The sequence below is a fragment of the Bacteroides sp. GM023 genome, assembly GCF_014750685.1.
Taxonomy (GTDB): domain Bacteria; phylum Bacteroidota; class Bacteroidia; order Bacteroidales; family Bacteroidaceae; genus Bacteroides.
Map to the genome: position 1 here is coordinate 465,901 of NZ_JAAXGE010000001.1, position 24,339 is coordinate 490,239.

Sequence of the window (24,339 nt, forward strand, 5' to 3'; positions counted from 1 at the left end):
TACAACAATTCTTGCATCCTATTGTTATTCTGTTTAATTTTGGCAGCAGATTTGAATTTAAGAATTATAAACTTGATACATATATGTCAGTAAATAAAGTGATATTGCTAGGAAACGTGGGACAAGATCCACGGGTGAAATACTTCGATGCAGGCTCAGCTGTGGCAACTTTCTCGTTAGCTACGACAGAACGTGGCTACACGTTGGCTAATGGAACCCAAATTCCCGACAGGACGGAGTGGCACAATATCGTTGCATCCAACCGCCTGGCTGAAATCGTAGATAAATATGTGCACAAAGGTGACAAATTGTACTTGGAAGGAAAGATTAGGACACGCTCTTACACCGACCAGGCAGGTGCTACGCGCTATGTCACCGAAGTTTATGTGGATAATATGGAAATGCTGTCTCCAAAAGGCACTAATCCGGGAGTTGCTGCTTCTGCACAACAGCCTGCCGCCGGTCAGCCACAGCAGATGCAACAGCCACAGCAAATGCAACAGCCGCAGCAGACGCAGCAATCGCAAGCGCAGCCTGTACAAGATAATCCGGCAGATGACTTGCCGTTCTAGTAATGTGATAGTGTGCCAATAGGTTTTCGCGAGCAGATTGGCACATTGTCTTTTGTTAAACTAAAATATATACTCTTTGGACTCAGATGGTTATTTAAGCCAATTGGCTGATATTTTCAACGGTATTACCGTAAACACTCCTTCTATCTCTGCTATTATTGCCATAGTACTGGCAGGTGTGCTCCTGCTTGCTTCCGGTTTTGCTTCGGCTTCTGAAATCGCTTTTTTCTCGCTTTCTCCTTCAGACCGGAATGATATTGATGAACGAAATCATCCTTCCGATGATAAAATAAGTGCCCTTCTTGGCAATTCCGAACGTCTCCTGGCGACGATACTGATTACAAATAATTTTGTGAACGTAACCATTATCATGCTCTGCAACTTCTTCTTTATGAATGTCTTTGTATTTCATTCTCCATTGGCAGAGTTCCTGATACTGACTGTGATACTTACTTTTCTGTTGCTCCTGTTCGGCGAAATCATGCCGAAGATTTATTCTGCACAGAAAACACTGGCTTTCTGCCGTTTCTCCGCACCGGCTATTTATTATCTGGAAAAAATATTTTATCCGATAGCTACTGTCTTGGTACGCTCTACTACTTTTCTGAACAAGCATTTTGCCAAGAAAAGCCATAATATTTCCGTTGACGAACTGTCACACGCATTGGAACTTACGGATAAAGCGGAACTTACCGAAGAGAATAATATCCTGGAAGGAATTATCCGTTTTGGCGGAGAAACCGTGAAGGAAGTGATGACATCACGTCTGGATATGGTCGATTTGGATATTCGCACGTCTTTCAAGGAAGTGATGCAATGTATCATTGAAAATGCTTATTCGCGTATTCCTATCTTTGCCGGTTCGCGGGATAATATCAAGGGAGTACTGTATATCAAAGACCTTCTGCCTCATGTGAGCAAAGGGGATAATTTCCGTTGGCAGTCGTTGATTCGTCCTGCGTATTTTGTGCCGGAGACGAAGATGATTGATGATTTGCTGCGTGATTTCCAGGCGAATAAGATTCATATTGCTATCGTTGTGGATGAATTCGGCGGAACTTCGGGACTGGTGACGATGGAAGATATTATCGAAGAAATTGTAGGGGAGATTCATGACGAGTATGACGATGAAGAGCGTACATACGTCGTGATGAATGACCATACCTGGATATTTGAAGCAAAAACGCAGTTGACGGATTTCTATAAGATTGCGAAAGTGGGCGAAGATGAATTTGAGAAAGTGGTAGGGGATGCCGATACATTGGCGGGTATGTTGCTCGAAATTAAAGGTGAATTTCCGGCATTGCACGAGAAAGTGACTTACCACAATTATGAGTTTGAAGTCTTGGAGATGGATAGCCGCCGTATTCTGAAAGTCAAGTTTACGATTCTGCCTAACGATACGGAAGCATTGGAAGAATAAGAATAATCAATCACGAAAGAGTAATCACGAAAGTATAATCTCAAGCAAGCATAAGATGGCGTTATTCCTGCAAAGTAGGACCAATGATATACAGTGGGCTGTATGGAAGATGGAAGAATCTTTGGATACATTACTGGCTCTTCTGCCCGAAGCGCGAAGAATTTCCTGTGAGCAGGAACTGAACCGTTTTGTCTCTGAACGCCGGAAGATGGAATGGACATCTGTTCGTGTGCTGCTATATTCAATGCTTCAGGAAGATAAGGAAATCGCTTATTCTTCAGAAGGCAAACCTTATCTGGCGGACCATTCTTTCTTTATCAGTATTTCTCATACGAAAGGATATGTGGCTGTGATACTTAGTTTGCAGGCTCCTGTTGGCATTGATATTGAGCAATACGGTCAACGGGTTCAGCGGGTAGCTGACCGTTATATCCGTCCTGACGAGCAGGCAGGGGCTTATAAAGATGATACCGCATGGGGACTGTTGTTGCATTGGTCTGCAAAAGAAGCAATTTTTAAACGCATGGAAAATGCCGACGCCGATCTCCGTAAACTCCGTTTGATGCATTTTGTTCCTCAGGAAGAAGGTACGTTCCAAGTTCAGGAGTTCGTGACGGAACAGCAAGAACTCTATACAACGGGTTATCGCATTCATCCGGATTTTGTGCTGACATGGACTCTGAATTGAATCTAAAATAAAAAAGAAACGGTGAATAATGAATGGGAAATCTCCCTTCTTATTCACCGTTTCTCTTTTGGTTACTTATTTTTCTTATTTATCTTTTCTTGCTTGCTGAACTTTTTCTCATTCAGCTTTTTTATTCAGCCGATAGCTTAATGCTCCTGACGGACATTTACCGATTTGTGCAATTAATTCTTCCGTTGTCGCATTTTCAATTTGCACCCACGGCCTTTCTTTCGGATGATAGACATTGGGTAACATCTTTACGCATATTCCGGCATGCTGACATAATTCCGGCTGCCATACAATGGTTAGTTCGCCATTGGTATATTCAACTTTCTTTCCCATAGCTATGCTTATTTAATATGAATACCACGCATTACAATTCTCTTCCATTCAGGATGCTTATGGATATATCCGGCTACAAACGGGCAAAGTGGCACCAGGCGTAAACCTTGTTTCTCTATGTCCGTCAATACCTTTTCAGCAAGTTGCGAGCCGATTCCTCTTCCGCCCAGTGAAGCAGGTACTTCCGTGTGAACGAGATAGATTTCTCCGTTATTTGATTTGATATAGTCTATTTCAGCTATCTTGCCATCGATTTGAAATTCATACCGATGTTTTTCTTCATTGTCTATTAATTTATAATCTTCTGCCATAATTTTACGTATTAAGTTTGAACGATTATAATATAAACACTTCGGAAGAACTTTTGTTTATACGAACAATTGTTGACGGAGATAATCTTTTCCTTTTCTACACGGATATTATACGGACAGACGTTCTAATTGGACAGTGAAATGTCGCATCAAAGGAGCTTCCCAAGCGATGCGTACTCCACGGGTAATACTTTCTCTCCGTTCATATACATTTTTGAGAGCAGCAGCGATTACATTCATATGATTGTCCGTATATACTCTGCGAGGAATGGCAAGACGAAGCAGGTCGAGTCCGTTGAAGCGGTTTTCATGGGTAACGGGGTCGCGGTCGGCAAGAATATAACCGATTTCGCATCCGCGGATACCGGCTTCCAAATAAAGTTCAACAGTCAGTGTCTGTGCGGGGAATTCTTCCCTGGGTACGTGTGTCAGCACTTTGGGAGCATCAATGAATATGGCATGACCGCCGGCAGGACGCTGATATGGAATTCCGTATTCATCGAGTTTCTTAGCCAGGTATTCCACTTGCTTGATACGTGTTTCGAGATTATCGAATTCGGTATTTTCATCCAGTCCGATGGCAAGTGCGTTCATATCTCTGCCGTTCATTCCGCCATACGTGAGATACCCTTCATATTGCACACAGAATCCTTTAGCACCTTCATACCAATCTTCGCGTCGCGTCGCAATGAATCCGCCCATATTGACGATTCCGTCTTTTTTGGCGCTCATTGTCATGCCGTCGGCAAGGGCAAACATCTCTCGCGTAATTTCTTTAATGGATTTATCCCGATAACCTTCTTCACGCATTTTGATGAAGTAAGCGTTTTCGGCAAAGCGGGCGGAGTCGAAAAGTATCGGTTTGCCGTATTTATCAGCGATGGCGCGTACTTCGCGTAAGTTCTGCATAGATACGGGCTGTCCGCCGGCTGTGTTGTTGGTAATGGTTACGATGATAAAAGGGATGCGTTCGGCGTATTGAGTCAGAGCTTTCTGTAATTTATCAGGGTCAACATTTCCTTTGAAGGGGATTTCAAGTTGTGTCTGTTTGGCGGCATCAATGGTACAGTCTAATGCGGTGGCATGACGTCCTTCGATATGTCCTTTGGTGGTATCGAAATGTGAGTTGCCGGGTACGATGTCTCCTTCGTGCACCAAATAGGAGAAAAGGACATTCTCTGCAGCACGTCCCTGATGAGTCGGAATGATATATTCAAATCCGGTCAGTTTCGTAATCATCTCTTTCAGTTTGAAGAAAGAAGTGGCACCTGCATAACTTTCATCGCCGAGCATCATTCCTGCCCATTGGCGGTCGCTCATAGCTCCGGTGCCGGAATCGGTGATAAGGTCGATATAAACTTGTTCCGCTTTGAGTTGGAAGACGTTATAATGTGCTTCTTTAATCCATTGTTCGCGTTCTGCACGAGTGCTTTTTCGGATGGGTTCTACCATCTTTATTTTCCATGATTCAGCAAAAGGTAATTCCATTGTCGTAGATTTTGAGTTTTTATCCGACGAATGTAGCTAAACTTTGTGTGATTTGCAAGATTTTAATGACTTTTTGTTAGTATGCGGCTGCGGAAATTTATTCTTGACAGGATGTAGGAGGAAAGAATACATAAAGAGAAGACTAAAAAAGAGCCAGACTTCCAAAAGGAACACTGACTCTTCAGATTTAATATGGTCGAACGTTTTATTTTTCAATAAGAGTAATACCATCAAGGCAGAAATATGCAGCCGTATTGATATATTCACCGGTTTTATCACTAGAGTCTGGTATAAATTTAATTTTTACAGCATTTTGAAGGGCTGCGAGGTCAAACCAAATCCAATCTTTCACAGGTTTGTCATTATCCGTTTTGTAATCAGCCAATAAGATTTCAGCTTTTCCTATTTCATTTCCTGTTTCATCATATCCAGTGGCGATGACTTTATACCAATCTCCTGATTTGAAAACACTAGCCATTTGGTCACCCTTTACCATTCCATTATATGCGTAAGTGCTATTAGTAATCCATGTTCCTTTTATTCTATATTTGTTTTCTTTTATAGTGAAAATGGCTGGAGTACCGTAAGTTCCATCACTACTGTCTACGGCTAAATATACGTTACCTATTTTACCTTTTCCTGATATTGGAGCAGGGCTATTTGCTGTTTGATTATCAGTTATATTCATATAAGTAAATCCAGCAAAGCTATATCCTCCACCATATCCCCAGTCTGCATAATAATGATCAAAGGCGATTAAATTTTGTGTGTCATTAAATTCAACCTTTTGGAAGGCTAGATTGTTAGGAGTGCCATCTGTTATAAATTGACTGTTTTTTTCAGTTAACAGATTTTCAAAACTAATGACGACCTCATTTTTTACATCATCATCATCGCTGCAACTACAAAAAGCAAATACTGATAAGAATAGTAATAAAGATAATTTCTTCATGTTCTTTTCTGATTTTTAGTTATTAATTATTTTATTGTTTAATTCTTCTTTAAGTGCAAGTTTTCAACGGTCATGACTTCAGTCGATATTTCTCCCATTTGCCCAGCATCCTGATTGACGGAAGTCGTTATTTTCACAAAGTCAATGTAGTCCAAAGTAACTGATTTACCATTGTTGTCTACTGCCCAGTCTATCCTGAAATTACTACCTTCCTTGTCGTTGCGATGATTGTCTGCATATCCCCATGGGTAACAATAACCTATCCATAGCCCATTTTCTACTACAGCATTATCTTTCAGACGCGTGCCTTGGAATGTTATTTTATCTTCTTTAATCCATAATGGATAATAAGATGTTTGTGCATGAAAACTATTACGGAAAATAACTCCTTTATTACCTTGATTGTCTTCCCAAGGAATATCTTTATTTGCAGATTCCGGTCGTGAATAAGTAATTTCATATCCACGAGTTTCTGTTTCTTTTCCATATTCACTTCCTGCCAATTCGTACCATTCATCATCGGGCTTTCCATTACCATTTACATCTTTGGACACAAATACAATGCCGGGTTCAGCACTTCCTCCCAATTTCCCTGTTCCGGTTTTTAAATTGTAGTAAGCATTTCCTTTTACTTTGAAGTCGTATTCTCCTTCTACATTGGGAATTGATTTGGGAAAACCTAAAACGATGTAACCGCCGAATCCTCCTAAGGAGATAATTGATTTCTGTTGTATTTTTCGGGTGGCTTCCTCTAATACTTCTTTATAGGTGAAGCCATCTTTATATGCTGATGTAGAAGTATTGATAAACTGTCCGGGAGCCGGCTTATATTCCCATACTTTATTGGCGAAAGCCAATGAATTCTCCGTTTCTTCACTATCATCATCAATATCACTTTGTGAAGCCTTATCACTGAATGCAATCGTGTTTGGATTCAGTCCGATATTATTCAGACGGTATATGAGTTGTCCTTGTTGGTTGAAGCAGAGCAAATCCCCATATATGGTATAATCATAAGCATCTGTGATATAAACGTTACCACTGTAAGGGTTCACATTGATACCGTAAGGAGTATTGATGCTTGTTCCGTCCGTAATGAAATTCTCACGAACAGTCTTCCCTGTTTTTAAATTGAATGTCTTGATTGAAGATGTTTGGGTCCTATAATTGTAATTGTATAAATAGGCAATGTCACCGTCAATAGCAAAGTTTTGTACTTTCTCATTGTAGTGAGTTACTTCATTCGTCAGGCAGTCTATTTTGGCAAAGTTGTAATTTCCGGCTTCCACATCTTCTCCGCGAGTGGCGACATAAACACTCACTCCATCCACACCGGCTACTATTTTACCCGGATTCGGTCCTACTGTAATTTTATTAATCTCTTTGAATGTAGCAATATCGACAACAGACACAGTATTGTCTACGCCTGAACCGGATGCATGATCCAAGCCACCGGAATTGGAAATATATAACTTGTCGTTTTGCACACAAATTCCGTCGGGATTACGTCCTACTGATGTGACACCATCTATAGCGAGGGAAGTTGTATCAACCCGTGTCACTGTTCCATCATATGAACATACATAGGCTTTTTCTTTATGAAAAGCAATGTATCGCGGTTCTCGTGAACTTCCGTTTTCTGCCAGTATTTGAACCTGCTTCAAAGAATTTCCCGTTTGGAAATCTATGACTTCCACAGTACTGGAAACATTGACTATAACATATATCTTGCCACCATAAATAGCTAAATCATTTGCCGTATCTCCCAATCCCCGATGGTTGATTGTATTAAAATAGTTGCGTACCATTCTCTGATTGCCAAAAGAAAAGCGCATCAATGAACTGTTGTTCTGATTGAATAGTCCTTCGCACAGTGCATAGAGTTCAGCTGTATCCGTTTCGGTCGGGTCACCTGCAATGTCTGAGGTAAAAGGCTTGTCCTCCATATCATCACAAGCAGTGAATAATAATAGCAGCGGCAGACAGAACCAAAATATATATGTCAATTTCCTTTTCAAATCCATATCCTGCTTTTAGTATATTATTTTTAGCGTTGCTCTTACTGAGCGTCCCGGCATTGGGAAATATCGCACAATCTCATAATTCTTATCCATCAGGTTCAGTACTTCCACACTGAGTGAGCTTGTGACTTTTCGTATCCGAAAGTCGCGGCTGGCTGAAATACTGTGGTCGCTGTAACTATCTAACCGGTTTGCGGCAATATTCTGCCCTACTGCATAACGTTTTCCTGAATGCAGGAATGAGTAAGACACATTTATCCAAGGAGTCTCAACACCTGCCTGCCCTGAAGCAGAGATACGGGGAGTATAGGCTATCTGATGTTTGTATGTCGATTTATCTTTACTCAAGTCGGGGCTCGTAACATCCAACGCCCTCTGATATGTATAATTGCCCGAAAGATTAATACGAATTTTCTCCCAAGGCTGAAGAGACAAACTTCCTGTAGCATCAATACCTTTGATTTCCACACTTCCTAGATTCCTCATACTCCAAATCGCAAGATTCTTGGTAGGATAGGCAATAATTTTATCCGTCACTTTGTTATAATACGCATCAACGGTTGCAGAAAGATAAGGAATGAAGGAACATACATTCTTGCTGTATGTCAAACCTATATTGTATTGCTTGGCATTTTCAGGCTTCAGTTTGGTGTTTCCCACTTCCTGATAGTATAAGTCATTGAAGCTAGGCAGGCGGAAAATGTCTTTATAGAAGAAGCGGATGCGAAACTCTTCGTTATTGAAAGGCTTGAATGCGACGCTTACATAAGGCGTTAATTTACGGTGATTACCTGCACTGCCGCCTTCTTTCACATCTTCATTGATGATGGTAGCCAAAGTTGATGCGGAGATTGTCAACCAGTCGTTCATGTATTTTCCTGCAAAAGCTGTCAGCCATGAATAACGTGTGGGTTGTGCAAAATCGGCAAGATTGGTATCCATGGTATTGATACTTCCATCTGTAGAAAGAGAGAATGAAAGATTGCTCAACAATCTGTATAATACGGATGCTGAAAGATAATATTCCTGCTGATAATAGCTGTTTTCTGTTTTCCCTAAAGAATTTTTAGTGTCGGGGTCTAAATAGCGTTGATAACTCCAGTTCCACTTGGCGGAAGTTTGGAATACCCATTGCCGGCTGAACTCTTTTTTATATTGACTTTGCACGAATGTATTCTTGTCCCAAAGATGCTGCGCAGAGTAGTCGTTATAAAGAGTAGTGGCTTTCGGTAATCCACGGGAGGACTGGAAGTAATATGCTTTCAGTCGCCATTGTTCTTTGTCGGAGAAGTTGCCGTAAAGTCCCGTTTCGGCGCGGAAAGTCTGAACATCCGTATTTTTACGTTTCTCACGTGAGGTCAGGTCGTCTGCTGTATTGCCGTAGTGCAGGGTGTACGGGTATTGACCGTCCGACGACATCCATTCACCATTGGCTGTGACTGTCCATTTTCGGCTGAGTTGTTGCTCTATCAGGACGGACGGATTAACCAGTCCCCATGAACCGGTCTTGAAGGCGGCACTGATATTGGTGTGCTTTCCTTCTTTGAAACGGGGAGTGAGAGTCTGTATATTCAGTATTCCTGCGGAAGCGAAAAAACGTGCCGGTTGGAAGATATTGTCGCTCTGACCGTTACTGAGAGATAGTTGGTCTACATTGTCAAGAGAGAAACGGCCGATATCTATCTGTCCCGTCTGACAGTCGGTTACGGTGATTCCGTCATAACCTACGGCTGTATGCTGAGCCCCCAGGCTACGTATGGAGACGGTTTTCAGTCCGCCGATACCGCCGTAATCTTTCACGGTCACTCCGGCAAAGTGCTTTACTGCGTCAGAAACCTGCAATGCGTGCAGATTCTTCAGTGCATCTTTGGATAGTACTTGTAACGGAGCGCTGGAACGTATTTCTCTTGTTTGATAAATATCGGAAACGGTTATTTCGGGAATGGAGTATGTATGTGTAGTATCCACTTTTTGCTGTTGCGCGAAAAGTGTTGCGGATAAAAGTTGGCAGCAGAATACCGCGCAGATGCTTTTGTATGACATGATATGTTTCATCCTTATCCTACTTGTCTATTTTCACTTTTAAAAAGTGTCCGGGCGAAATCCCTTCGACCGGACACGCATAAATAAACTTGGCAGAGTTTATTAATTAAAACACACTTTCTCTGAATCAGAGTGATGAATGAAATGATAGACGAATTGTCCGGGTCATTAGACTCAACGCTTTTTCCTCGAAAGCAGTGAAATTGGGTGCATGGCAGGTCTTCTGACTCGTTCCTGTTGCGGGCGCCTTCCCAGAAGTTTCTTTCCAGTGGCTAAAAGTAGGTTGCTCGCAACGAACATATGGAACTTACAGCAGCGGGACTGTTCAGGATTTACACCTGATTCCCTTTTAATCGCTTTCCTCGTGTGAGGTCTGCAAACCAATGCGCGACAAAGATAGATAGTTTATTTGTTTTTTGCAAGGTTTATTGATGTAATAAAAGATATTCTTCAATAGCTTGCGCGGTGGCGTCTTTCAAAAGAACGGTTTTATCCTTGTTCAGGAGATAGAGGGTAGGGATGGCTTTCAGGTCATACAGTTGTTGTTCCTTGATAACAAATGTCTTGTCGTATGCGTTAATCCATTCTTTCGGGAATTCGTTCAGATGCTTTCTCCATTCATCCAATTCTTCGTCGGGATAGATAGAAAGGACTATCAACTTTTTTTGTGATAAAAGTTGGTTGATGATGGGAGAGCTTTTCAATGCGTCTATCGTCTCCGTGCAGGCATGACAGCCCGGGTTGTTGATGAATAATAATGTATAGTCCGCTTTTTGTTGGTAAAGGGAGCCTTGTGCGCCAGAAGCTAGTGTATAGTTGAAATCCAACGCTTTGGTGCCGATACGGTTCTTCTGTGCTAATTCGCGACGGGCTTTGGGACGCACCTTTTCTATTTCTTCCAATACGGGGGAAGCCAGCATTGCGTCTAATACAGGAATGTAGAATTCTTCGTTACGCATTGGGGAATTAGGGTCGTACAAGTATTTATCCGCCAGGTCGGTGATGTAATTGAATACCTTTTTGTCTACATTAGTCCGTTCGATTGTTTTCCGCATCGCTTTCTGCGCAGTTTCTAAAGGGACGTGATTCAGTATGTCGCAATAGTCCGCCCAGGCTTGTTCGGTCACTTCAGGGTGATGAATGTAGTTGGTATCGGCAAAGTTCACATTATCCCAATAATGCTTGACAAGGAAGTCTGCACGTTGATCCGGTGCTGTCATCATTGCGGGGATGGCTGGTAGGGTAAATGTCTTGATAGTATCCTGCGCTACTTCGTTTTTGTTTAAGCCGGAAGCATTACCACTTTTGCAGGCACAGAGACAAAGAAGGCATACAATCGGAAGAATATTTATATTCGTTTTCATAATTGGCTATTATTATATTGGACTTCTATGAATTACATAGAAGACAAAGATAATGCCTTTTCATCTTATTCAAAGAATTTTTCTTCCTTTTCTTCTCTGTTTTCTTCCTTGTCTTCTTTTCAAAGAATCTTATTTTTTAAAGAAACTTCCTCCTTGAAGAACCTTATTCCTTGAAGAGCTTTACTTCTCCTTTGCCAATGTAAATACAAATTCAAGTCCACCACCCTGGCTGTTCTTGGCAGAGATGCTGCCGCCGTGAATGATAACTGCATTCTTTACGATAGCTAATCCGAGTCCTGTTCCGCCTAACTTTCGTGAACGGCCTTTATCTACCCGGTAGAAACGTTCGAAGAGACGGTTCAGATGTTCGGGTGACACACCTACGCCCGTATCGGCAAAGCTGAAATAGTAGTAACTTTCATCTTCACGGAAACAGTTGATATTGATCTGAATGTTTGTGCCTGCATATGCAATGGCGTTATCCATCAGATTACGGAAAATAGAATAAATCAGAGAATAATTTCCTTTTATTTGTATGCTCTTCTTTAAAGAATTAATCACTGTGATATGCTTTTCGTCCAGTTCCAGCGCCACTTCGTTGATGATATTTCCTACCAGTACACTGATGTCCACACGCTCCATATCAATCATGTTGGCAGCTTCATCCATACGGGTAAGCACAGAAATGTCACGCAATAACCGGCTCAAACGATTGCTTTGTGCATAACAACGCTCAAGGAACACATTAATCTTCTCGCGTGGAATGTTTTCATTGCTGACAATAGTCTCCAAATATCCCTGAATACTGCTGACAGGCGTTTTCAACTCATGCGCAATATTCTGTGTCAACTGACGTTTCAGATTCACCTGTTCTTCTTCCTGGGTGACGTCATTGATTGAAATCTCGAAGCTCGCATCCTGGAAGATGATACATTCAACGATAAACGTGCGTCCGTTCTTGTTGATGGTGATGGACATTCTCTTCTCATCCTTACTTCTCGAACGTTGTTGCTGGTTCTTGTTGATAAAATGTATAATATCTTTCAATTCACTGATGGCAAAAACTTCCTCTGTCGTTTCCAGGTTGGAGTCCGAAATCAGATTGCTATATTGGGTAAAGAGATTATTGACAAGAATCTCCTTCTTATCCTTCGTAAATACTCCCAGCCCTTCATGCGAAATCTGAAGATGGGTAATCAGCTTTTCACGTTCGATGTAGAGAGCTTCTTTCGTCTCGTGCAGACGTTTGTAGATTTGGATGATATGCTGTGAGATTTCTCCCAGTTCATTGTGAGGGAAAGCCGACTGCATAGCCATTTCGATAGGCTCGTTCCGGTCGGCACGCATGGCAAACTCACGGAGCTGACTGATAGAAGTCCCCAACTTATTCGTGAACTTGTAGAAGATAATTATTAACAGTAAAGTCACGATAGCCGTAAACCATAAGTAATGCCGGTCGGCTTTCAGATTATTAATGAGACTGACATTATAAGGCAACGCCGAACGGACAATATAATCCTTATAACGCGTCGCCGAATAGAAATAGGGGACACCGGTCGTTTCCGAAGTACGGCGCACATCAAACCCGTTGCCATGATTCAGTGCCTTTTGAACTTCCGGTCGGTTCAGATGGTTCTTCATCTGCTCGTCATGGTTCGGATAACTGTCGTAAATCACATCTCCATTCATGTCGATAAGTGTCACACGCAAATCTTCAAGGATATGATTATTAATATAATCGTTGACAACCGCATTGTCGATCGGTTGTGAGTCCAGTCGTTCGTAAAGCCGGCTGTTGTAATCTTGCAGCTTCGTGTTCAGCAGTTCTATTTTATATTCCCGTTCACGTTGGTACTGATATGCTATGAAGCAGATGACAAATACCAAAAATAACGAGATAACCGAAAGGAATAATTTCCGGCTGAAAGAAAGAAAATGTTTTTGAGTTACAGGCAGGTTCATAGTTGCTAATTATTCAGCTTCAAAACAGTATCCGTATCCGAGACGAGTGACGATGCATTTGCCGTAAATCCCTATCTTCTTGCGCAAACGGGTGATGTTCACGTCGATAGTACGGTCCAGTACATACACTTCGTCGCTCCATATACGTGCCAGAATATCTTCACGTGAGAATACACGTCCCTTATTCTGTACCAGCAGAAGCAATATTTCAAATTCTTTTTTAGTCAGCGACACTTCTTCGTCGTCGATGCTTGCCTTCTTTTTCGTGATGTCGATAACAAGCGTCTGATAAGTAAGCCGTTCCGGCGCTCTTTCTGTTTCCGCAGTTGCCGTACGCCTTAGTACAGCCTTCACACGGGCAATGACTTCACGCAGTGAGAAAGGCTTCGATATATAATCGTCCGCACCCAGGTTGAATCCGGTTACCGTATCGTTCTCAGTATCCTTTGCCGTGATGAAAATGATAGGCACTTTTGCCGTTTTCTTGTCTTTCTTCAGCATGTTCGCCATCTTGAATCCGGAGATTTCTCCCATCATCACATCGAGGAGAATTAAATGATAACTGCTGATGTCCATCTTCAATGCTTCTTCGGCAGAATTTGCTGTATCTACCTCATAACCTTCGTTTTCAAGATTGAACTTCAGAATCTCACAGAGGTCTTCTTCATCGTCGACAACTAAAATACGGGTTTCGTTCATAAGATATATGTATTAATGTGATATGACAAAGTTACGTTTTTATTTTAACCTCTGCAAAGATGAGAAGACTTTGTTACGGACAGATGAAACAGGTGTTACAATCCTATTACATTCCCCGAATTAGGGAATTTGATACAAAATAGGAAACTTTTTATGGATGGCAGGAGGAAAAAACGCCCGCTATTTGTTATCTTTGTTAGCGAGATAGAATAAAAATGCTTGATGATGGCATAGAAATATTTGATTATAGCATAGAAATGCTTGATAATAGAAACTACCGACAATGATAAAATTTGACTTGAAACGGCGGAGACGCGAAGTGATAGGCGCAGTGATTGTACTGCTGCTCCTGCTTGGCGGTGTGTCCGTCTTTAAATATACTTCCTTCAATTCCGGTTTTGAAATAGTGGATGACCTGGGCGGAAACATCTTCCCTTCAGCCATCCTGTCCGTTGCCACCACCGATGCACAAGTTATCATTCCATCGGATTCCACCTATCTGGGAAATCCGAAATCCTGCATCGCCATTCGGCTGAAATCAAAGACCGCATATAGCCGTGTACGGATCGAAGTGGCTGAAACGCCTTTCTTCTCCCGTTCCGTCTCCGAGTTCGTCCTGAACAAACCGCGGACGGAATATACCATTTATCCTGATATTATATGGAATTACGAAGCGTTGAAAAATAACGCGCAGGCCGAGCCGGTGAGTGTTGCCGTAACCGCCGAGATGAACGGAAAAGACTTAGGTCAGCGTGTGCGCACGTTCTCCGTTCGTAGCATCAATGAATGTCTGTTGGGCTATGTGGCGAACGGAACGAAGTTCCATGACACAAGCATCTTCTTTGCCGCCTATGTCAATGAAGAGAATCCGATGATTGACCAGTTACTCCGTGAAGCGCTGAACACCCGCATCGTCAACCGCTTCCTGGGCTATCAGAGCAAGGCTAAAGGAGCGGTGGACAAGCAAGTCTATGCCCTTTGGAATATCTTGCAGAAACGCAAATTCCGTTATAGTTCGGTTTCCAATACCAGCCTTTCGAGCAATGTAGTCTTCTCGCAGCGTGTCCGCACCTTTGACGACGCACTGGAATCCTCGCAAATCAACTGCGTGGATGGCAGCGTACTGTTCGCCTCGCTGCTTCGTGCCATCAATATCGACCCGATTTTAGTACGTACGCCGGGACATATGTTCGTTGGCTACTATACCGACAATTCGCATACCGACAAGAACTTCCTGGAAACAACGATGATTGGCGACGTCGACATGGACGACTTCTTCCCCGACGAGCAACTGGACTCCACGATGGTAGGCAAATCGCAGAATGAAATGTCCCTGCTCACCTTCGAGAAATCCAAACAATATGCCAATAAAAAGTATAAGGAGAATGAAGAAGGTATCCATTCAGGTAAACTGAACTATATGTTTCTTGAGATTTCCAAAGAAGTGCGGAGGAAAATACAGCCGATAGGAAAATAATTCGTATTTTTGCCAAGTAATCATTTAATGAAAAAGGATGCAAGGCAAGAAATTTATCTCTCCCGGAGCATGGTTTTCTATGAACTATCCATCGGACTGGAATGAGTTTGAAGATGGCGAAGGCTCTTTTCTTTTCTATAATCCCGATGTATGGTCGGGCAACTTTCGTATTTCCGCATTTAAGGGAAAGGCTGGCTATGGCAAAGACGCCGTCCGGCAGGAACTGAAAGAGAGCGAATCGGCTTCACTTGTGAAGGTCGGAACGTTGGAATGTGCGTATAGCAAAGAGATGTTCCAGGAAGAAGGAACCTATTATACTTCTCATGTATGGATTACAGGCATTGACGATATCGCTTTCGAATGTTCCTTCACCGTTCCCAAAGGCGGAATCGTGAAAGAAGCCGAAGATATACTCTCCACTTTGGAAATACGCAAGGAAGGAGAGAAATACCCGGCCGAACTGATACCCGTCCGTCTTTCCGAAATCTATCAGATTAATGAAGGATACGAATGGGTTGTATCTACCGTAAAACAAGAACTGAAAAAAGACTTCCAGGGCATAGAAGAGGACCTGGAGAAACTTCAGCAAGTGATTGACAGCGGCAAGATTGGTTCGAAGAATAAAGAAGAATGGCTGGCTGTGGGCATCACGGTCTGCGCGATTCTCGCCAACGAAGTGGACGGCATGGAATGGAAAACGCTGGTCGACGGTAACCGTGAAGCCCCTGTTCTCCAATATAAAGACCATATCATCGACCCGATGAAACTGGCATGGAGCAAAGTAAAGGCAGGACAGCCCTGCAATGTCATTGAAGAGTATAAATCCGTGATTATTAATCACTAATCACTATCACTAACCCGTTAATCACTAATTTACGTGGCAGTACCTTATTTACAGATAGATAACCTGACCAAGTCTTTCGGCGACTTGGTTCTTTTTGAAAATATATCTCTTGGCATTGCCGAAGGCCAACGCGTAGGATTAATAGCAAAGAACGGCAGCGGAAAAACCACCTTATTGAATATCATCGCCGGAAAGGAAGGCTACGATAGTGGAAGCATTGTTTTTCGCCGTGACCTCCGTGTGGATTACCTGGAGCAAGACCCGCAATATCCCGAAGAACTCACCGTACTCGAAGCCTGCTTCCATCATGGCAACAGCACCGTAGAACTTATCAAGGAATACGAACGCTGCATGGAAACCGAAGGCCATCCGGGACTGGAAGAACTCCTGGCACGTATGGATCAGGAGAAAGCCTGGGAATACGAGCAGAAAGCCAAGCAAATCCTTTCGCAACTCAAAATCCGTAACTTCGACCAAAAAGTGAGCCAACTCTCCGGCGGACAGTTGAAGCGTGTCGCCCTTGCCAACGCCTTGATTACCGAACCGGAACTTCTGATTCTCGACGAGCCCACCAACCACCTGGATTTGGATATGACCGAATGGCTCGAAGACTACCTGCGCCGTACCAACCTCAGCCTGCTGATGGTAACGCACGACCGCTACTTCCTCGACCGTGTCTGTTCGGAAATCATCGAAATAGACAACCAGCAAGTTTACCAATATAAAGGTAATTACAGTTATTACCTCGAAAAACGCCAGGAACGTGTCGAAGCCAAAAGTGTAGAAATAGAACGTGCCAACAACCTCTATCGCACGGAACTTGACTGGATGCGCCGAATGCCACAGGCACGCGGACACAAAGCCCGTTACCGTGAAGACGCTTTCTACGAACTGGAAAAGGTTGCGAAGCAGCGTTTTAATAATGACAACGTAAAACTGGAAGTAAAAGCATCCTATATCGGTAGCAAGATATTCGAAGCAGACCACCTCTTCAAGAGCTTCGGCGACCTGAAGATTTTAGATGATTTCTCTTATATCTTCTCCCGTTATGAGAAGATGGGAATCGTAGGAAACAACGGAACGGGAAAGTCAACTTTCATCAAGATATTAATGGGACATGTGCAGCCCGATAGCGGAACTGTGGATATCGGTGAAACAGTCCGTTTCGGTTATTACTCACAGGACGGACTTCAGTTTGACGAGCAGATGAAAGTGATAGACGTCATCCAGGAGATTGCCGAAGTCATCGAGCTGGGCAACGGAAAGAAGCTCACCGCTTCCCAATTCCTGCAACATTTCCTGTTTACCCCCGAAACTCAACATAGCTATGTCTACAAATTGAGTGGGGGAGAACGTCGTCGCCTTTACTTGTGCACCATCCTGATGCGTAACCCTAACTTCCTCGTACTGGACGAGCCTACCAACGACCTCGACATTATCACACTGAATGTGCTCGAAGAATATCTTCAAAACTTCAAAGGCTGTGTGATTGTCGTTTCCCACGACCGTTACTTTATGGATAAGGTAGTAGACCATCTGATGGTATTCAACGGACAGGGAGACATTCGCGACTTCCCCGGCAATTACAGCGATTACCGTGACTGGAAAGACGCGAAAGCCAAGGTGGAAAAAGAAGCGGAGAAACCACAGGAAGAAAAGACAGCCCGTGTCCGTCTGAACGACAAGCGGAAAATGAGTTTCAAGGAAAAACGTGAGTTCGAACAACTGGAAAAGGAAATAGCCGACCTGGAAACTGAAAAGGTACAGATCGAAGAACTTCTTTGCAGCGGCACTCTCTCTGTTGACGAACTGACCGAGAAGTCAAAACGCCTGCCCGAAGTCAATGACTTGATTGATGAGAAAACAATGCGTTGGCTGGAACTTAGCGAAATAGAAGGTTGAACCGTGTCGCTATATTGACACGCTTGTGCCTGTATATTGGCATCGCAGTGCCTATATAGCGGCATAGTCATGCCAATATGTTGGCACAAACATAGTTCAGTATATTGCTGCGGCAACCTGATGATGATAATAACCCTGATAACGTAATCTTATATGATGAACCTAACCAATTACCATAGCCATTGTCTGTATTGCGACGGACGAGCCAATATGGAAGACTTTATACGTTTTGCCATTAGCGAAGGTTTCTCCTCTTATGGCATTTCCTCTCATGCTCCACTGCCATTCTCCACTGCATGGACAATGGAATGGGACAGGATGGACGACTATCTTTCCGAATTTTCCCGTCTCAAAGCAAAGTATGCTGATAAGATAGAACTAGCTATCGGTCTTGAAATAGACTATCTGAATGAAGACAGCAATCCTTCTTCACCCCGTTTTCAAGAACTACCTCTCGATTATCGCATCGGCTCTGTGCATATGTTATATTCGCCGGAAGGAAAGATTGTTGACATTGACACTCCGGCAGCTCATTTCCGTGAATTGGTTGATGCCCATTTTGGCGGCGACCTTGATTTTGTCGTCCGCTTGTATTATAAGAATCTTCTTCATATGGTAGAATTGGGTGGTTTTGATATCGTAGGTCATGCGGATAAGATGCATTACAATGCTTCCTGCTATCGTCCGGGGCTGCTTGATGAAGCATGGTATGATACGTTAGTACGCAGTTACTTCACTGCTATTGCCGAACGTGGCTATATTGTCGAAATCAATACCAAGGCTTATCATGAACTGGGCACGTTTTATCCCAACGAACGATATTTCTCTTTCCTGAAAGATTTAGGTATCCGGGTGCAGGTAAACAGCGATGCGCACTATCCTGAAAGAATAAATAATGCCCGTGCCGAAGCATTGGCCGCTCTGAAGCGAACAGGCTTTACTTCAGTGGTAGAGTGGCATGGGGGGAAATGGGTAGATACACCATTAAAATAGGCGTTATGATCTTTCAATCTATCGCCGCCCCTGTTAAAACTCTTACTTATAATGCTTTATGGTACGGTGAAAGATGAAAAAAGATCTATCACCTATCTTTCATCTTTCACCAGGTTTTCAGTATAATATTTGCCATTCTTATAGGATATTTTGAATACGACCGTAGGATGCATCTATTTCGTTTAGTCGGTTCTTTTCTTATTGAGCCTTGCAGCTTTTAGTTTAAGCTCTGATGATAGTTCCGTTTCCATTATAGGAAACGCTAGTTTCGATACCGGGAAACGCCAGTGTCCCCGTTAGGAAACGCACGTTTCCTAAGTGAGAAACTATAGTTTCCTATAATGGAAATGGAAGGAAACTATAATAATTTGATTATTAGATATATAGGTAAACAAACTCATTCTTTATTAAAAAAAGCATAGGTTATAAATGCGGTGATAGGTGATAGATGCAGGTGATAGGTTACGACAACCTATCACCGCTCTGAAAGTACGATGAATAAAAGGTTTCAGAGCTACTGGTGATAGGTGATAGAGAAAAGTGAAAAATGTCTATGTAGTAAGATTGAGTTTTCTCAATAATTCACGTTCGGTGGCAATCGTTTCCGCACGGACGGCTGTACCTTGATATTGAGTCTTATCACAAATCAGTTTCCTTAACTTTTCAGCTTCCGGTTGTGGGATCACTTCCCAGCGGGTCACTTCTCCGAAGTCATATGTGAAAAGCGGAGTACCTTTTAATGTCAAGTCTACATTCTGCTTTATCTTACTCATAGTGAATAGTTTGAGGTAATCAGTTCCCTGTTTATTGGTGCAACACAAAATATAGGGTTCTCCGTTTTCGATGGTTGCAAACGTCAGGCGTGCATCTTTATATACACCGTTTTTATAAGCATATCTTCTTTTTTTCTTCAATAACATTTTTAGCGGGATACGATTGACGTAAGCATTATCGTAGCAAAGCAGCAGATTACCCTCGACTTCATGTTCTCCGATTGCCAGGGTAAGCAGGGAGAAATCGCTATATACCATTTCATCCGATAGCATATACCCTCCGTTTTCCAATAGAACCAGGTAGGCGTAGATATCTTTTCCTTCTTCCAACTCGTTTTCTGTCAGCGGATTGGGACGTAAGGATGAAGTTGGTATCTCGTTTTTCTTTCTTGACGTTTTCTTCTCTTGTGGCTTCTCTTGTTCCTTCTCAGGCTCATTTTTTAGTGACGCTTTTTTCCGTTGTTGCTGCTTCAACAGAGCATTTCCGTCTAGCAGTATAGTCGAGTTTCCCTGACGCTGCCACACTGCACCGTTCAGTTCGATTAATTTGCCATAACACGGAACCGTCACGTGGCAAATCTCCCGTTCGCCATATTTGGGGAAGGCAATGTGGATGAGGCTATTGACATCTTTTCCCATGGTAGAAATAATACGTTGCCGTATGAACCGTTCATAGGCATCGGAATCGCATGCCATGTAAGAGAAATCATTCTTCAGTCCGGTTACATTACCATTGTCAGCCACCCCGATATATAGAGTACCTCCATCTGCATTCAGAAATCCTGCCAAGGTGCGTAAAATCACTTCGGATTGTTGCTTCATGTCGGGAGTAGTACGATTGGCCGGATATACTATCGAAGATTTGAATTCTATTTCTCCGCTTTCACGTCCCAGGTTTACGACTTCTTCCTCTTCTGTCTTATCTTCTTTTTTCTCTATTCGGAAAGGTACAATAAATTCGGGTGCGCCGATGCGTTTTAGCAATTCATTGCGGACAGATAATAATTCGTCTGGTTCGAGGGTGTGATACAGTAAACCATTGGCAAGTACCAGGCGGATAATATGTTCCTTATTTTGATTTTTCGTAGTGGCAATGCCTACTGCCAGATGGGGATCGAACGTATGGCTGCAATACTGTTTGAGAATTTCTATGCGTTCTCTTAAAGATGATAATGATGGAAAACGCGACACGGCTTCGTCGTCTATTCGCAATGTATCAGTCCAATGCGCTTGATCAATGTGTGTGGCAAAATTATAAATATTCTCTTCATAATTCATCAGAAGCGATATATACTCCTTATAAGTTTCATCACCCGTGAAACAACTAGTCAGAAGGGCACTTCCGAGAGTATTATATCGGTCGGTCACCGAAATGCCGGATGTGGATGAAATAATCAGCAATTCGGATAGTTCACGCAAAAATGGCAACGTTAGTTGCTTTTCTGTTTTGGTGCTCTCTCCGTCGGGCATCAATGCCAAGTCATCTTCTTCATCTTCCTCGTCGTCAGGATGGCAATAGTTGATATATTCGCTGATTAATCCTGCCAATGCGCGTTCTTCGTCTATCGGCACATCGGCAAGTTCCACGATAGAGGCGTTGATATATCCTTTTTCATTGATATTGGTCACTTCCAATAGGGCGGTTTCGCCTACTTCGGGATATGGTGTCACGGCAGGAGTGAATAAACTATATCCTTTTTCGCATACCCATATACATGAGCCTTTCGATATCTTGTTCAATTTGGCATACACTCTGGTTCCCGGTCTTGTCGTGGATGCCACCATGTCAAACAGTTCCTGAAATATGCTGAAGGACATCTTGCCGTGTTCATCAACATTGACAACAGTCGCGTCGAACGTATCTCCTTCGTAAAATATGTCGTCGAACTTGTTGATGTGGTAACGGCAAACTTCACTGACGATTATTACTCCTTTACCTTCATAATAAGGGTCAATGATTTCGGCAAACAGCATCAGGGGGAAACGGGGCTTGAGAGGAGATAGTTTGATAGTAACCTGTGTACCGGCTGTTGGAAGGCTTTTGGTGATTATTTCTTTTTGCTTTTCCTTCGCTTTCTTTCGGAATGTTCCTGCCAGTTCTTCCCATATTCTTTTTAACGGTGCGATATTGCCTTTTTCAGCCGCTTTTGGTTTCTGTTCTTTTTCGCCCATTACCCGTATGCGTCCGTCTAGTAGCGAAAAGAGTTCTACGGGCTTCTGGTAATCCATTAATTTATTAAATGAACTTCCTACATAGATGGTAAATAGGTTGTTCTGCAACAAGATACGTCCGTTCGGAGTTGTTAGTTGAGCCACTGCCTGCTGCTCGTTGCCCGTATCGTCACTTATGAAAACACGTAATTTGGTGACAAAGTAAGTGGTCTTGAACTGTAGTACATCATTCCAGCCAAACTCCAGTTTATTGATGTTTCTGTCTGTAGCCAATTCGTTGAAAGCCTTGTCGATAAGGGTGCAGGATGGTAGCTCGGGACTTGCCAGGCAGCAGTATCTGTAAAGCATGGCTTTGTAAACGGCAAATTGTGTATTCTCCCTGTCCTTGCATAGCAGCAGATACAGGGCGAGAAGTTGGATTTTACGGTCATAACCGTTTTCATTCCAGTCTTTTTTGTCTATATGTTTGCGTATCAGTGCGATGACGGACAATAGTGGATATTCGTCCGTGGCGGTTGTATCAGTGGACAGGTAATAACAAAATTCCGCCAAAGTGGTGAGATTTTTGTCCCACAATGTATTATCAATCCTGAACAAAGCGGTTACTAATGCGATTTTTCTCGACCTGTCCAGAAGATAGCCGGAAATGCGCATTTTGGCGAATGTTTTCTCAAGGAAGGTGTCGGCTTCGTTATTTTCTATCAGTTCGACAGCCTTTATCAAAGCTTCACCCCGAAGCAACTCATGTTCGCCTTTAGTGCGTAATGAGCTGACTGTATCCGGTGAATAAAAGGTAAGAAACAGGGAGTCTTCGAGCATCCATTCTATGATAGCCCGTTGATATCGTACCAATGTACATAGTTTTTCCAACTCATTTACGTCAATGATTTCTTCCATCTTCGATTGCAAAATGAAGAGGTATGAAAATATCCATGCTCCGATATGGCTTTCATATTCTTCCAGCATTTGTACCAACTTCTTGCTTTTCACTGGCTCTTGCTTCAAGGAGACCAATGTCAGGCATTCCAAGGGTGGTTCTAATTTTAGATTGTGCATCAACTGTTGAAAGGTCAGGAAATTGGTTTCTTGTTCAGTCTCCCGGTCATTTAGTTCGACCGTGAGAAGTCCTTCCGAATCAATATGTTTCAGTACGCAATTGACTGTGCGGCCGGCAAGGAGTGCATTATTGCTACCTGCTGTGATGATGGCTTGCAATCCGTTGCTGTCATATCCATAATAACTGTTTCTATGGACAGTGGGGGAATTTTGTTTTTTACCTACAATGAAAGGGTAGGTGTCGCCTATGGTATACAACTGTTTCGCAATATCCGGTTTGTATTGTACAAAGAGCGGTGAGCCATCGGCATCAAAGTTGTATACCGTGCATTTTATTGTTTCGGGATTTGGTTGACTGTATTGAAACGGAAGCATTCTTACCCGGAATTTCATCTGATTGTCTTCTACTAGATAATATTGGGAATCGTTGACTGTCAATGTTCCGGTGACTTTTAAATAATAAGTCATATTCTTTTCGTATTCCATATATATAAGAATGTTTGTGCGATAAATTGTTCTTGAAGGGCAAAAGTAATGTAATTAAATAAGAAATCCTATCTGATGAATAAAAAGTTTTTTAGTTTTATGATTTAATCAATAGCTTCAAGCGACTCCATAATCTTCCTATCCTGTTGGTATTGCAAGGTCTTTCATATTGTGCAAATATCTTTTTGCAATCCTGTATCCGGGCATTTTGCCTTTTCATCGTTGCCTGTATCTCATCTATTTGGGCAATTTTTTCTCTTTGTAGCACAAGCTCTTTGTCCTGGGAACCAATGATTTTGACGTAGGTGTCACACATTCTGGTTTTCTCCATACATAGTTCTTCCAGTGTGTCGATGTATTCTGCTGTAATTCCTCTTTTACACTTGGCTAGGAATCCTTCAAAACATTCTTCGTCAATAGCAGGAATATTTCCTTCATGCGATATAGGAAATCTGTTCATTTCTGCCCAAAGCCATATGACTTCTTTATTATATCCGTATTTTACTGCTGCTTCGTTTATGCTAATCCATTTTGACATAATGCTTCTTTTTAAGTGTTTCACAAATAGTGAGTGATATATATTTTGTTTATGTGCGGCACAACAGAACATCCAACCTTTTGTAGTTCGGACGGCGGGCGTATGATTTAAGGTTATTATGGGGATTTTGATAACCGGCCGAATACAAAAAAGGTATGGATGCTGTTGAATACCACCATCTCCAACCAAGGTTCTAACAAAACCCGCCAGCAAGATGATGATAACAACAGACA

18 protein-coding genes and 1 riboswitch are annotated in these 24,339 nt (G+C 42.5%); of the genes, 7 read left to right on the forward strand and 11 right to left on the reverse strand.

Annotated elements, in window-relative coordinates:
• Positions 1 to 83: 83 nt before the first annotated feature.
• The 3 genes from HC965_RS01695 (at position 84) to HC965_RS01705 (ending at position 2,683) form a co-directional block, all read left to right on the forward strand.
• Positions 84 to 572 carry a single-stranded DNA-binding protein gene (locus HC965_RS01695; protein WP_191029798.1) on the forward strand — a complete coding sequence of 163 codons (489 nt, stop codon included), beginning with the start codon at positions 84 to 86 and terminating at the stop codon, positions 570 to 572.
• A 76-nt stretch (positions 573 to 648) separates the two neighbouring features.
• The gene (locus HC965_RS01700; RefSeq protein ID WP_191029799.1) at positions 649 to 1,995 is read left to right on the forward strand and encodes a gliding motility-associated protein GldE; all 1,347 of its coding nucleotides are present in this window, start codon (positions 649 to 651) and stop codon (positions 1,993 to 1,995) included.
• 55 nt (positions 1,996 to 2,050) lie between these two features.
• Positions 2,051 to 2,683, forward strand: a complete 633-nt coding sequence (locus tag HC965_RS01705; RefSeq protein ID WP_191029800.1) for a 4'-phosphopantetheinyl transferase family protein — start codon at positions 2,051 to 2,053, stop codon at positions 2,681 to 2,683.
• A 117-nt stretch (positions 2,684 to 2,800) separates the two neighbouring features.
• Here HC965_RS01705 and HC965_RS01710 read toward each other — a convergent pair whose 3' ends face one another.
• The 9 genes from HC965_RS01710 to HC965_RS01750 all read right to left on the reverse strand — a co-directional run bounded on the left by HC965_RS01710 (position 2,801) and on the right by HC965_RS01750 (position 13,865).
• On the reverse strand, positions 2,801 to 3,025 hold the full coding sequence (locus HC965_RS01710) for a (4Fe-4S)-binding protein (RefSeq protein ID WP_191029801.1): 225 nt from the start codon (positions 3,023 to 3,025) through the stop codon (positions 2,801 to 2,803).
• 8 nt (positions 3,026 to 3,033) lie between these two features.
• Positions 3,034 to 3,336: a GNAT family N-acetyltransferase gene (locus HC965_RS01715; RefSeq protein WP_022136813.1), complete on the reverse strand. Its 303-nt coding sequence runs from the start codon at positions 3,334 to 3,336 to the stop codon at positions 3,034 to 3,036.
• Between the two features lie 108 nt (positions 3,337 to 3,444).
• Positions 3,445 to 4,824, reverse strand: a complete 1,380-nt coding sequence (locus HC965_RS01720; protein WP_191029802.1) for a tryptophanase — start codon at positions 4,822 to 4,824, stop codon at positions 3,445 to 3,447.
• A 205-nt stretch (positions 4,825 to 5,029) separates the two neighbouring features.
• Positions 5,030 to 5,776: a DUF4465 domain-containing protein gene (locus tag HC965_RS01725; protein ID WP_191029803.1), complete on the reverse strand. Its 747-nt coding sequence runs from the start codon at positions 5,774 to 5,776 to the stop codon at positions 5,030 to 5,032.
• Between the two features lie 38 nt (positions 5,777 to 5,814).
• Positions 5,815 to 7,800 (reverse strand): YncE family protein, encoded by a 1,986-nt coding sequence (locus HC965_RS01730; protein WP_191029804.1) that lies wholly within the window; start codon positions 7,798 to 7,800, stop codon positions 5,815 to 5,817.
• Positions 7,801 to 7,809: 9 nt separating this feature from the next.
• On the reverse strand, positions 7,810 to 9,852 hold the full coding sequence (locus HC965_RS01735; protein WP_191029805.1) for a TonB-dependent receptor domain-containing protein: 2,043 nt from the start codon (positions 9,850 to 9,852) through the stop codon (positions 7,810 to 7,812).
• 183 nt (positions 9,853 to 10,035) lie between these two features.
• Positions 10,036 to 10,240, reverse strand: a riboswitch (cobalamin riboswitch).
• A 25-nt stretch (positions 10,241 to 10,265) separates the two neighbouring features.
• Positions 10,266 to 11,204, reverse strand: a complete 939-nt coding sequence (locus tag HC965_RS01740; RefSeq protein WP_191029806.1) for a DUF5106 domain-containing protein — start codon at positions 11,202 to 11,204, stop codon at positions 10,266 to 10,268.
• A 180-nt stretch (positions 11,205 to 11,384) separates the two neighbouring features.
• A complete protein-coding gene (locus tag HC965_RS01745; RefSeq protein ID WP_191029807.1) occupies positions 11,385 to 13,166 on the reverse strand; it encodes a cell wall metabolism sensor histidine kinase WalK in 1,782 nt (593 codons plus the stop codon).
• Positions 13,167 to 13,175: 9 nt separating this feature from the next.
• Complete coding sequence (locus HC965_RS01750; protein ID WP_191029808.1) at positions 13,176 to 13,865, reverse strand: response regulator transcription factor; 690 nt, start codon at positions 13,863 to 13,865, stop codon at positions 13,176 to 13,178.
• Positions 13,866 to 14,148: 283 nt separating this feature from the next.
• Between HC965_RS01750 and HC965_RS01755 the strand changes: the two genes are divergently transcribed.
• The 4 genes from HC965_RS01755 (at position 14,149) to HC965_RS01770 (ending at position 19,081) form a co-directional block, all read left to right on the forward strand.
• Positions 14,149 to 15,342 carry a hypothetical protein gene (locus tag HC965_RS01755; protein ID WP_191029809.1) on the forward strand — a complete coding sequence of 398 codons (1,194 nt, stop codon included), beginning with the start codon at positions 14,149 to 14,151 and terminating at the stop codon, positions 15,340 to 15,342.
• Positions 15,343 to 15,379: 37 nt separating this feature from the next.
• Positions 15,380 to 16,186: a DUF3805 domain-containing protein gene (locus HC965_RS01760; RefSeq protein WP_191029810.1), complete on the forward strand. Its 807-nt coding sequence runs from the start codon at positions 15,380 to 15,382 to the stop codon at positions 16,184 to 16,186.
• Between the two features lie 33 nt (positions 16,187 to 16,219).
• Positions 16,220 to 18,088: an ABC-F family ATP-binding cassette domain-containing protein gene (locus HC965_RS01765; RefSeq protein ID WP_191029811.1), complete on the forward strand. Its 1,869-nt coding sequence runs from the start codon at positions 16,220 to 16,222 to the stop codon at positions 18,086 to 18,088.
• A 153-nt stretch (positions 18,089 to 18,241) separates the two neighbouring features.
• Positions 18,242 to 19,081, forward strand: coding sequence for a histidinol-phosphatase (locus tag HC965_RS01770; protein WP_191029812.1), 840 nt, complete (start codon positions 18,242 to 18,244; stop codon positions 19,079 to 19,081).
• Positions 19,082 to 19,632: 551 nt separating this feature from the next.
• Here HC965_RS01770 and HC965_RS01775 read toward each other — a convergent pair.
• Positions 19,633 to 23,568 carry an RNA-binding domain-containing protein gene (locus tag HC965_RS01775; RefSeq protein WP_191029813.1) on the reverse strand — a complete coding sequence of 1,312 codons (3,936 nt, stop codon included), beginning with the start codon at positions 23,566 to 23,568 and terminating at the stop codon, positions 19,633 to 19,635.
• 97 nt (positions 23,569 to 23,665) lie between these two features.
• Positions 23,666 to 24,106 (reverse strand): hypothetical protein, encoded by a 441-nt coding sequence (locus HC965_RS01780; protein ID WP_191029814.1) that lies wholly within the window; start codon positions 24,104 to 24,106, stop codon positions 23,666 to 23,668.
• Between the last annotated feature and the right edge of the window lie 233 nt (positions 24,107 to 24,339).